At 72.3% G+C, this 9223-nt stretch carries 10 protein-coding genes; 3 read left to right on the forward strand and 7 right to left on the reverse strand.

Annotation, left to right across the window (positions count from 1 at the left end):
* Positions 1-32 precede the first annotated feature (32 nt).
* Entirely contained in the window at positions 33-317 is a 285-nt protein-coding gene (locus LG396_RS25885; protein WP_018840274.1) for a glutaredoxin family protein, read from the reverse strand.
* Between the two features lie 192 nt (positions 318-509).
* Here LG396_RS25885 and LG396_RS25890 point away from each other — a divergent pair, with 192 nt between their 5' ends.
* The 3 genes from LG396_RS25890 (at position 510) to LG396_RS25900 (ending at position 4089) form a co-directional block, all read left to right on the forward strand.
* Positions 510-1502 carry an HAD family hydrolase gene (locus LG396_RS25890; RefSeq protein WP_225796596.1) on the forward strand — a complete coding sequence of 331 codons (993 nt, stop codon included), beginning with the start codon at positions 510-512 and terminating at the stop codon, positions 1500-1502.
* Positions 1503-1839: 337 nt separating this feature from the next.
* The gene (locus LG396_RS25895; RefSeq protein WP_027744750.1) at positions 1840-2646 is read left to right on the forward strand and encodes an ECF subfamily RNA polymerase sigma factor, BldN family; all 807 of its coding nucleotides are present in this window, start codon (positions 1840-1842) and stop codon (positions 2644-2646) included.
* 231 nt (positions 2647-2877) lie between these two features.
* The gene (locus tag LG396_RS25900) at positions 2878-4089 is read left to right on the forward strand and encodes a DUF5667 domain-containing protein (RefSeq protein ID WP_225796597.1); all 1212 of its coding nucleotides are present in this window, start codon (positions 2878-2880) and stop codon (positions 4087-4089) included.
* Between the two features lie 9 nt (positions 4090-4098).
* Here the strand turns inward: LG396_RS25900 and LG396_RS25905 are convergent, their stop codons facing one another.
* The 6 genes from LG396_RS25905 to LG396_RS25930 form a co-directional block, all read right to left on the reverse strand.
* Positions 4099-5310: a lysophospholipid acyltransferase family protein gene (locus LG396_RS25905; RefSeq protein ID WP_225796598.1), complete on the reverse strand. Its 1212-nt coding sequence runs from the start codon at positions 5308-5310 to the stop codon at positions 4099-4101.
* Positions 5303-6391, reverse strand: a complete 1089-nt coding sequence (locus LG396_RS25910) for an NAD-dependent epimerase/dehydratase family protein (protein ID WP_018840279.1) — start codon at positions 6389-6391, stop codon at positions 5303-5305. The genes LG396_RS25905 and LG396_RS25910 overlap by 8 nt, the downstream gene beginning before the upstream one ends.
* 133 nt (positions 6392-6524) lie before the next feature.
* Positions 6525-6623, reverse strand: a complete 99-nt coding sequence (locus tag LG396_RS25915) for a 30S ribosomal protein bS22 (protein ID WP_003948845.1) — start codon at positions 6621-6623, stop codon at positions 6525-6527.
* 125 nt (positions 6624-6748) lie between these two features.
* The gene (locus LG396_RS25920; RefSeq protein ID WP_158691643.1) at positions 6749-6958 is read right to left on the reverse strand and encodes a helix-turn-helix domain-containing protein; all 210 of its coding nucleotides are present in this window, start codon (positions 6956-6958) and stop codon (positions 6749-6751) included.
* A 128-nt stretch (positions 6959-7086) separates the two neighbouring features.
* Positions 7087-7905, reverse strand: coding sequence for a phosphatase (locus LG396_RS25925; RefSeq protein ID WP_037748712.1), 819 nt, complete (start codon positions 7903-7905; stop codon positions 7087-7089).
* 88 nt (positions 7906-7993) lie between these two features.
* Positions 7994-9163 (reverse strand): acetoin utilization protein AcuC, encoded by a 1170-nt coding sequence (locus LG396_RS25930; RefSeq protein ID WP_018840282.1) that lies wholly within the window; start codon positions 9161-9163, stop codon positions 7994-7996.
* Positions 9164-9223: the final 60 nt, after the last annotated feature.

Here is a 9223-nt window from a genome sequence, read left to right on the forward strand (position 1 = left end):
TCCGGGCAAAGTGACGGGCGTCACCCCGCGGCTCACGACCGCAGCGCCCGCCGCAGCCTCTCCGGGTCGACCCGCCAGAAGTCGTGCTGCTCACCGTCCACGAGGACCACCGGGATCTGCTCCCAGTAGAGCCGGTACAGCTCCTCGTCCCGGGTGATGTCCTTCTCCTCCCAGCCGGCACCCAGCTCCGCGCAGACGGAGACGACCACCTCGCGCGCCTCGTCGCACAGATGGCAGCCGGGCTTGCCGATGAGGGTCACGGTCCGGTCGGCGGGGGCGGGCGCGGGGGCGGCGGTCTTGCGTCGCAGCAGGCTCATGTCATTGATTGTGCCGCGATGCACGAGCGTACGGAGCCACGCGTAAGCGAGCAGAACCGGACAGACAACGGGCGTGGAACGAATACGACCGGACAGCGGGCGCGCAAGGCCGGGCAGATACCACCCGGGAGTTCACGCGTGCGTCCATGGAGGCCCGGGCCCTCGACACCGGTTGGCCCGCCTCGCACCGTTATGCTCATCGTCATGGCCGCATTCGGATGGCTCAGCCGCAGACGCCGCGCGACCGCGCGCAGCGTCGCCGCCGGCGAGGCCGCGGCCGAGGCGGCGCGCAAGACCTCGCAGGAGCTGGAGCACGCCGCACAGGCGGAGGCGGAGGCCGCGCTCGCACAAGGCGTGGCGAAAGCCGGCGAGCCCGCAAAGGAGGACGAGGAACCGGACTTCCCCGTGCACGGCGACGTGCACGCGGCGGCCTTCTTCGACCTCGACAACACGATCATGCAGGGCGCCGCGCTCTACCACTTCGGCCGCGGGCTCTACAAGCGCAAGTTCTTCCGCACCCGCGACCTCGCCCGGTTCGCCTGGCAGCAGGCGTACTTCCGCCTCGCCGGAGCCGAGCACTCCGGGCACATGGAGGACGCGCAGTCCAGCGCGCTGTCCATCGTGCAGGGCCATCGCGTCGCCGATCTCATGGAGATGGGCGAGGAGATCTACGACGAGTACATGGCCGAGCGCATCTGGCCCGGCACCCGCGCGCTGGCCGAGGCGCACCTCGAAGCCGGCCAGAAGGTGTGGCTCGTCACCGCCGCCCCCGTCGAGACCGCGACGATCATCGCCCGCCGGCTCGGCCTGACCGGCGCCCTGGGCACGGTCGCGGAGTCCGTCGGCGGCGTCTACACCGGCCGGCTCGTCGGCGAGGTGCTGCACGGCCCCGCCAAGGCAGAGGCGGTACGGGCACTGGCCGCCGCGGAGGCGCTGGAGCTGGGGCGCTGCGCCGCGTACAGCGACTCGGCGAACGACATCCCGATGCTCTCGCTCGTCGGCCACCCGTACGCGGTCAACCCCGATGCGCGGCTGCGCAAGCACGCGCGCGAACACGGATGGCGGCTGCGCGACTACCGCACGGGCCGCAAGGCGGCGAGGGTCGGCATCCCGGCCGCGGCGGGCGTCGGCGCGGTGGCCGGCGGCGCGGCCGCGGCGGCCGCCCTGCAGCGCCGCCGCCGCTGAATCGAGCGCACTTGGCCCGCCCCCGGCCGGCGACCCCGGCCCCGCGGTCAACGGGGAGTCGGCAGCGTACCCGTGACCGATTCCTCCGGGAAACACACAACACGCCCGCGAACCAGGCAGTTCGTGTCACTTACCGATCAAACTCAATCCGACGGCCGATACTTGAGGGGTCGTCAATAGGCTACGGATCGGACGGAAACGGTGATTTGAGCAACTGGAGGTAGCGCACCCGACACGAAGCGTTATTCTCCTCAGACGCAATCCGGTGCCCGCGCATACCTACGTCGGTCAACGGTCCCGCACTGAACGTGATGGAAGCACTGCCTCTGGGAGTCCCGTGTACCCATACGTCGGGGTTGACGCCTCAGGCCTGGCTACGCTGCGCGCGCAGGTAATAGAGCAACTGCGCCTCTTCTCGCCCGCCCTGGCCGTCGCCGGCCCCGCCGCCAGTCCCGCCGCCGGCCCGGTCGCAGGCCCCGCCTACGCGCTCACCGACGGCAGCGCCGCGGTCGGCAGCAGACGCCGGCAGGGCGGCGGCGCGGGCACCCGCGAACGCAGCGGCAGGCAGACCAGGCAGCCGCAGCCCTCGACCGGCGACAGCCGCCGCATGATGGACCTCGTCGAGCGCGCCCAGTCCGGCGAGACCGAGGCGTTCGGCCGGCTCTACGACCAGTACGCCGACACCGTCTACCGCTACATCTACTACCGCGTCGGCGGCCGGGCCACGGCCGAGGACCTCACCTCGGAAACCTTCCTGCGCGCCCTGCGCCGGATCGGCACGTTCACCTGGCAGGGCCGCGACTTCGGCGCCTGGCTGGTGACGATCGCGCGCAACCTGGTCGCGGACCACTTCAAGTCCAGCCGGTTCCGCCTGGAGGTCACCACCGGCGAGATGCTGGACCCCAGCGAGACCGAGCGCAGCCCCGAGGACTCCGTCCTGGAGTCCCTGTCCAACACCGCGCTGCTGGAGACCGTCCGCAAGCTCAACCCGCAGCAGCAGGAATGCGTGACCCTCCGGTTCCTCCAGGGGCTGTCGGTGGCCGAGACCGCCAAGGTGATGGGCAAGAACGAAGGCGCCATCAAGACGCTGCAGTACCGGGCCGTACGCACCCTCGCCCGCCTGCTGCCCGACGACGCCCGCTGACGGGAAGCGAACTCCCTTGACCCTTCCGATACCCGGGGCGCCTCCGCCGGTCGAAGTAGTATCAACGCCACCGCGTAACCCGACTGCCCTGCCCGTCGTTGAGCGGGTAGCAGGGCTTCTCCGGCCGCGGCTTGTCCACCTTGGCTCACTCCTTCGAGTGAAATGGGTCAAGGAGTACAACGCCGGGGGCGGGATAGGGAGTCCCACACAGAGACCCCGAGTCGACAGGAGGTGCCGTCCGTGATCGGATCCGTATCGGCACACCGGCGGGCGAACGCCTTCGCCCAGGCCCTTGAGGAGGAGTCTCGGGCGCAGCAGGCTGAGGCCCTGGCAGCCGACCCCGAGCAGGCCAGGCTGCTGGGCCTCGCCGGGCAGCTCGCCTCGGTGCCGGGTCCGACCCTCGACCCCGAGGTCAAGACCGTCCAGCGGACGCAGCTCATCGCCGCCATGGAGGCGATGCTCGCCGAGGACACCGCGGAGAGCACCGAGGCCCCGCTGATCCCCGCGCCCCGCAAGCGCGGCGCCCACCGCGCGGCAGGCCCGCTGTCCCGGCTGCGCCCGCAGTCCCGCCTCTCCCGCGGCGTGGCCATGGGCGGCGTCGGCGTCGGCGTCGCGACCGGCGCGTTCAGCGCCGCCGCCGCGGTCAGCTCCGACGCCCTCCCGGGCGACACCCTCTACGGCCTCAAGCGCGGCATGGAAGACCTGCGCCGCGGCATGGCCGACGGCGACACCGAGCGCGGCCGCATCTACCTCGACCAGGCGTCCACGCGCCTGAACGAGGCACGGCGCCTCATGGAGCGGGGCCGCGCCGGCGACCTCGACGCCGAGTCGGTGAACGAGGTCCGCGAAGCCCTCGACAACGTACGGCACGACGCCGGCGAGGGCCGCAAGCTGCTGCGCGGCGCGTACGACGAGGACGGCTCGCTCGGCCCCATGCAGACCCTCTCCGCCTTCTCGCAGAAGAACGAGCGCAGTTGGCAGCAGCTGCGCGACCGGCTCCCCGCCGAGCTGGGCGAGCTGGGCGACGAGGTCAGCTCGGTGTTCGACGCCATAAAGGGCGATGTCGCCCCGCTGTCCTCGCTGCTGCCCGGCACCGAGGACGACACCTCCCCCAGCGGCAGCGCGCCCGGCACGGCGAGCACCGGCGGCAGCCGCACCGACACCGACCCGGCCGAGCCCGCCCCGTCGTCCACGGCCACGGCCGACGGCGAGGTCGGCGACGACGGCGAGCCGAAGCCCAGCGCCACCCAGGAGGGCGGGCTGGTCGGCGAGGACGGCCTGATCGGCGGCGTCCTGCCCGACGGGGACGAGTCGGGCGGACAGGAGAGCGGCAGCACCTCCCCGCCCACGGAGCAGGAGCCCGACAAGGAGAAGCCGGAGATCACCCTCCCGCCCCTGCTGCCGCTGCCCGACCTGGGCCTCGACTTCGGCGACGAGGAGTAGCGGCCACGGTCAGAAGAAGACCGACCGCCGCTCCACCAGCAGCTTGTACAGCGTGTGCTGGATCGTCTCGCGCACCTGGTCGGTCAGGTTGAACATCAGCATGGGGTCGTCCGCCGCCTCCGGCGGATAGCCGTCCGTGGGGATCGGCTCACCGAACTCGATCGTCCACTTCGTCGGCAGCGGTACGGCCCCCAGCGCACCCAGCCACGGGAACGTCGGCGTCACCGGGAAGTACGGCAGCCCCAGCAGCCGCGCCACCGTCTTGGCGTTGCCGATCATCGGATAGATCTCCTCGGCCCCGACGATCGAGCACGGCACGATCGGCGCCCCCGCCCGCAGCGCCGTCGAGACGAAGCCGCCGCGGCCGAAGCGCTGCAGCTTGTAGCGGTCGGCGAACGGCTTGCCGATGCCCTTGAAGCCCTCCGGCATCACCCCCACGACCTCGCCCCGCGCGAGCAGCCGTGCCGCGTCGTCGGCGCAGGCCAGCGTGTGCCCGCCCTTGCGGGCCAGCTGGTTGACGAACGGCAGCATGAACACCAGGTCGGCCGCGAGCAGCCGCAGATGCCGGTCGGCGGGGTGGTGGTCGTGGACGGCGACCTGGGCCATCAGCCCGTCCCAGGGCACCACGCCGGAGTGGTTGCAGACGACGAGCGCACCGCCGGTGTCGGGGATGTTCTCGACGCCCTTGACCGTCACCCGGAAGTACTTCTCGAAGACCGGCCGGAAGAGCGGCACGAGCACCTGGTCCGTGAGCTCCGCGTCGAAGCCGAACTCGTCGACCTCGTAGTCGCCCGTCAGCCGCCGCCGCAGGAAGCTCAGCGCATCGGTGGCCTTGCGCTCCCAGCCGCCGCCGAGGAGCCGCGGCAGCGCGTCCATGAGGGCGTTCTGCAGCGCAGCGGCGACCGCTTCCGCGGCCTCGGCTCCCGGCGGTGCCGTACGGCCCCCGGACGCGGCGCCGTCCGCGGCCCCTGCGGCGCCCGTACGCCCCGCTCCCCCGCCGTCCGCGCCGCTCTCGCCGGCCCCGTCGTCCGCGCCGTCCCCGCCGCTCTCGCCGGCTGCGGAGCCCTGTCCGCCGGGCAGCGCGGAGAGCGCCGCCTCCGCGCCCGCGGCACCCCCGCCGCCGTCCGGGCGCCGCGGCCGGCCCGCGCCGGACCGGCGCCGGGGCTTGCCGCCGCCGCGGGAGCGGTCGTCGTCGAACGGAATGACCTTCGCGTCAGCCATCGTGCACCGACTCCTTCGCAACGCCGTCCGCCTGCACCGGGGTCCGGGCCCCCGGCAGCCCCAGCAGCTCGCCGACCGCGTCCACGGCCCGCCGCACCTCGCGCGGCGGCAGCAGCCCCGCCGCCCGCCCGGCGGCGAAGTCGGCGAACGTCTCCACCGTCGAGTACTCCGGGGTGAAGCCCAGCAGTTCACGCATCTGCGTCGTCTCCACGACCCGCCCGTGGGTCAGCAGCCGGATCTGCTCAGGCGAGAAGTCCGTCATCCCCGCGGACCGCAGCGCCGAGCCGACCCACGTCACCGCGGGCAGCGGCACCGGGACCGTGGGGCGGCCGAGCCGCCGGGCCGCCTGGGACAGCAGCAGCACGCCCTCGCCGGCGATGTTGAACGTGCCGCTGTTGATCGTGCCGCGGCGCGGCTCGCCGGCCGCGAGCAGCAGCACGTCGAGGACGTCGTCCTCGTGGACGAACTGCAGCCGCGGGTCGTAGCCGAGGACGGTGGGCAGCGCGGGCAGCGCCAGGTACTCGGCGAGCGGCGTGTCCACGCGCGGGCCCAGGATGTTGGCGAACCGCAGCACGCACACGGCGACGTCCGGGCGGCGCCGGGCGAACCCGCGCACGTACCCCTCGACCTCCACCGCGTCCTTCGCGAAGCCGCCGCTGGGCAGCGCCTTCGGCGGCGTGCTCTCGGTGAACACGGCGGGGTCGCGGGGCGCGGACCCGTAGACGCTGGTGGTGGACTTGACGACCAGCCGCCGCACGCGCGGCGCCTGCTGGCAGGCGCCGAGCAGTTGCATGGACCCGATGACGTTGTTCTCCTTGACCGCCGCCCGGCCGCCGCGGGCGAGCGGGGTGCCGGTGACGTCCATGTGCATCACGGTGTCGATGCCGTGCTCGACGAGGATCCGGGCGAGCACGGGATGGCGGATGTCCGCGGGTACGAATTCGGCGCCGCCGAGCCGGTGCTCGGGCGCCCTGGAGTCGACGCCGACGACGCGGTCGACGTCCGGCTCGCGCAGCAGCCGGCGGACCAGCCGCCCGACGAGGGGGCGGGCGACGCCGGTGACGAGCACGGTCCTGCCCACTGGCCTTCGCCTTCCTCTCCCTGCCCGCACGCACGCTCGCCCCACCGTATACGCAGGACATCGCCGTACCACGCACAACCGCCGCCCACCCGCCGGGAAGGCGGATGAACGGCGGTACGGGTGCGGGCTACCGCTACTTCTTGTTGCGGCGCTGCACTCGCGTGCGCTTCAGCAGCTTGCGGTGCTTCTTCTTAGCCATCCGCTTACGCCGCTTCTTGATCACAGAGCCCACGGGTACCCTCGCTCACTTCTCTCCGTCGGGGTGGGCGGGCAAGGGCCCACACGTCTTACAGGGGCCTAAGCCTACCCGGGCGAACTGGATTGACGTAATCGAGGGTGCGCAACCAGTCGGACCCGTCAGGCGGACTCCACCCCCACATACGACTCGCGGAGGTATTCGTGCACGGCCTGCTCCGGCACCCGGAAGGACCTCCCCACCCGGATCGCCGGCAGATGGCCGCTGTGCACCAACCGGTACACGGTCATCTTGGACACTCGCATCACCGCGGCTACTTCCGCCACGGTCAGGAACACAACCTCGTTGAGAGGCTTATCGCTTGCAGCCATGACACACCTGAACCTTCCGCACATGACGGACACCGGCTTCCCCTCCGGTGCCTCCTCCTCGCATGCGCGCTCCTCCCCAGATTAGGGGCGGGTGATGCAAGTGGGGAAGAGGAGTAGCGATCGCATGGCTACAGTGACAGACGGGCGTGTTTGAGCACATACTCGGCCACCGGCCCGTAGCTGTCCGGTTGCACAGAGTCATCAAGAGGCACCACGACGGGCACTCGGCCCTCCACCTGGGCGACGAAGGGTGCCGGGTCGTCGGCGTCCGCCAGACCGATGGCCTCGATGCCCAACTGACCAGCCCCGCAGGCCCATCCGTGGTCCCCCACCACCAGCGCGGGCAGCGGCCCGCCGGCCGCCGCCGCGGCACCGAGTGCCGCACGCAGGGGAAGCGGAGAGTGAGTATGGACCCCCCTGGTCGCGACCTGAGTGGACGGGTCCTGGCCACCCAGAACGGCGACTTTCCCGGGGTAGTTGAGGCGGTATGTACGTACGCCGAATCGGGTCGTTATGTCGACATCTCTGCCCTCACCGGGGGTGAGGACAACGCATCCAGCCGCCGAGAGCGCCGCGGCCAAGGGGGCGTAGAAGCCGAGGAGGCGGTCGGGATGGCCGGTCCCGAACAGCACCGCCTCGCCGTCGCGTACGGCGCCGCGCAGCCGCTCCGCGAAGGCTTCCAGGGCGGCGATCGTACGGTCCGGATCGATGACCTCGGTGCCCGAGATCCGGCCCGGATCCCCGCTCGTACCGCACCGTTCCGCCATGAGCCGCAGCAACTCGGCCACCGACCAGTCGCGTTCCGGTTCCAGGCCGAGCAGCACCCGGGGGTCGCGGGCCGCGAACTGCTGATACCTGCGGAGGCTCTTGTCGCGGCTCGTCGCCACCGGCCCGGCGATCCCCGTCGCCAGCAGATGCCTACGCAACAAGGGTGCGTCGGTCAACACCCGACCCACTCTGGCCGCCCTTACGGGCGGAACGGGCGGCTTCGCGAATATTTCGCCCACAAGAAAGCCGCCGGGCGGGCCGGCTGCTTCAGGGCAGCAGCCCGTGCGCCGGGAACACCGTGCGCCGCGCGGCACGCACCGCACGATCCAGCGGCGAGGCCGGGTCGTACCCCGCCTCCCAGTCCGCCCAGGACGCATCCCGCCCGTCGGTCATCCGGAACGGCGCCTGCTGCCCCGTGCGCCGCAGCGCCTCGGCCCGCCAGCTCTCGGGCACCTCCGCCTCCGGCGCGACGGGCCGGCCGGCGGCGATGGCGCACAGATGGGCCCAGGAGCGCGGTACGACGTCCACGACGGCGTACCCGCCCCCGCCGAGGGCCAGCCACCGGCCGTCCGCGTGCTCGTGCGCCAGGCGGTGGCACGTCTCCATCACCGCACGCTGCGCGTCCAGGCTGACGGCGAGATGCGCCAACGGGTCCTCCGCGTGCGTATCGGCCCCGTGCTGCGACACGAGCACCTGGGGGCCCCAGGACGCCAGCAGCTCCGGCACGACGGCGTGGAACGCCCGCAGCCACCCCGCATCCCCGGTCCCGGCCGGCAGCGCCACGTTCACCGCCTGCCCCTCGGCCCCGGACCCCCCGGTCTCCTCGGGCCAACCGGTCTGCGGGAACAGCGTGCTGGGGTGCTCGTGGACGGAGACGGTCAGCACCCGCGGGTCGTCCCAGAACGCCGCCTGCACGCCATCACCGTGGTGCACGTCCACATCCACGTACGCCACCCGCTCTACGCCCAACTCCAGCAGCCGCGCGATGGCCAGCGCCGCATCGTTGTAGACGCAGAACCCGGAAGCGGCCCCGGGCATCGCGTGGTGCAGTCCCCCGGCGAAGTTCACTGCGTGCACGGCCCGCCCGTCCCACACGGCCTCCGCCGCCGCCACGGACTGCCCCGCGATCAACGCGGACGCCTCGTGCATCCCCGCGAACGCCGGATCGTCGACCGTCCCGAGCCCGTACGAGGGGTCGGCTTCGCCCGGCACCGCGGACGCCTGCCGCACGGCGTCGATGTAGTCCTGCCGGTGCACAAGACGCAGCGTCGAGTCGCCGGCCGCGGGCGCCGCGACGACGTCGACGGCCTTGTCGACACCCAGTTCCTCGACGAGACGCATGGTGAGCGCCAACCGGACCGGATCCATGGGGTGTTCGGGACCGAAGTCGTACGCGGTGACTGCCTGGTCCCACATCAGGTGCGCGCGGCCGCTCATATCGGCCACCGTAACGCACGAAAGCCGCCCCGAAGCGTTCGGGACGGCTCTCATGAAGAA

The sequence above is a fragment of the Streptomyces aculeolatus genome, from assembly GCF_020400605.1.
GTDB lineage: Bacteria > Actinomycetota > Actinomycetes > Streptomycetales > Streptomycetaceae > Streptomyces > Streptomyces aculeolatus.